Source organism: Kitasatospora sp. MY 5-36 (assembly GCF_001182915.1).
Classification (GTDB): Bacteria; Actinomycetota; Actinomycetes; order Streptomycetales; family Streptomycetaceae; genus Kitasatospora.
Map to the genome: position 1 here is coordinate 1 of NZ_LFVW01001002.1, position 1,696 is coordinate 1,696.

Annotated in this window: 1 protein-coding gene and 1 pseudogene; one reads left to right on the forward strand and one right to left on the reverse strand. The window is 73.4% G+C overall.

The window, feature by feature from the left end:
• Positions 1-25: 25 nt before the first annotated feature.
• Positions 26-991 (reverse strand): putative sugar O-methyltransferase, encoded by a 966-nt coding sequence (locus tag AE652_RS39385; RefSeq protein ID WP_049660381.1) that lies wholly within the window; start codon positions 989-991, stop codon positions 26-28.
• Between the two features lie 170 nt (positions 992-1,161).
• Between AE652_RS39385 and AE652_RS39390 the strand changes: the two are divergent.
• Positions 1,162-1,696, forward strand: a pseudogene (locus tag AE652_RS39390) (hypothetical protein); the annotation flags it as partial.

Below are 1,696 nucleotides of genomic sequence, written 5' to 3' on the forward strand. Positions count from 1 at the left end.
CGGCGCGCCGCCGCGGCGGGGCCGCTCACGCCGGGCCGGCGCCCGCGTCGGGGCCCTCGTCGGGGCCTGCGCCGGGTGCCGTGGACCGCCGGTACAGGGCCTGCCAGTAGTAGCTCCACGGGACGGCCCCGCCGTCGGCGACGGTCTCCCAGCGCGGCCCGGGGCGGTAGGACGAGAGGAACTTCGGCGCCAGCGCCTCGACGGCGCGGCTGTCGTGGATGTCGAGGACGTCCCGCAGCAGCCCGGTCGCCAGGGCCATCCGGACGACCTCCTCGCCCTGGGCGTGGTTGTCCAGCTCCTTCTCCAGGTACTTGCCGACCGGGTTGTTCACGTAGAGCGCCGCGCACCGGCGGTCGACCAGGTCGAGGTAGTTGAGCACCGTCCCGGGCGGCATCTCCGCGAACGAGTCGATGTTGAGGCAGAGTTCGAAGCGGCTCCCGCCGAGGGCCCGGTCCAGGTCGTCCGTGTCGTCGACCGGGACGAACCTGACGCGCGCGAAGTCCTCGGGGGCGAGCACCCTGCCGAGGTACGCCCGCGACAGCGAGAGCACGCGGGCCAGGTCGACGATGCAGTACTCCTCGACGCGGTGGTTGGCGAAGATCGCGTGGCAGGTCCGGCCGTAGCCGGCGCCGATCTCCAGGACGCGGGCGCCGTCCAGCGGGAGGTGGCGGGAGATGAAGTCCAGTTCGTGGACGGCGAGCAGGTAGTCCATGCAGACCCGGTCGCCGTCGTGGGTCACGGTGATGGGCGATCCGAGTTCGCGGCCGCGGATCCGGCGCAGGCGGGACCGGTTCTCCGGCGTGAGCCGCGTGGCGAGTTCGAAGATGAGCGCCTTGAGGTAGCGGACGCCGTTGACCTGCGGATCCCAGAGGGCGAGCTTGAAGTTCACCGGCTCGGACTTGAAGGATCCGAGCTCGGCCACGCCCTGCTCGGTCACCTTGACGGAGTTGTTGTATTCCCACAGTGCGCTGGGGGCGTACCTGTCATCCATGGCTGCCGATGCTAGGAGGCCCGGCCGACGGGGGCTTCCTCGATCGTGCTGTTCCCGGCCGGCCCGGCCGCCCGCCGCCCCCGCCGCCCCGAACACAGCACTCCGCGAGAAGTGCGGCCGTCCGCCGCGGTGCCAGAATCACCGGGATTCGTCCGAGCTCGGAGGGCCCGTTGCGCGTACTGTTCGTCACCGCACCGTTCCGCTCGCACCTCTACGTGCAGACGCCGCTCGCCTGGGCGCTGCGCACGGCCGGCCACGAGGTCCGGGTCGCCTGCTCGCCCCGCCTGACCGAGGACGTCGTCCGCACCGGGCTCACGCCCGTGCCGATCGGCGAGGAGGTCGACCTCGGGGACCTGATGGCGCGGTCGGAGCCGGAGCGCGCCCCGGCGGCGCCGGCCGGGGGCCGGAAGTCGCACCAGAGCGACTACCCCCTCGGCGACCCGACCGCCGAGCTGGCCTCCAACGCGGCCGGCTGGCGGACGCTGTTCAACCCCGACTCGTCCTTCGACGACCTGGTCGCGTTCGCCGAGCTGTGGCGCCCCGACCTCGTCGTCTCCGACACCTTCGTCCTCTCGGGCGCGCCCGCCGCCCGCCGGGTCGGGGCGGCGCACGCCCGCATGCTGTTCGGCGCGGACGGGCTCGGCCAGCTGCGCACGGCCTGCCGCGCGCAGTGGCGGGCGCAGGGCTCCGGTTGGGACGGCGTCG

Bases quoted from the DNA above. Each gene is read 5' to 3' on its own strand.
- AE652_RS39385 (WP_049660381.1), bottom strand. From the start codon at position 991: ATGGATGACAGGTACGCCCCCAGCGCACTGTGGGAATACAACAACTCC.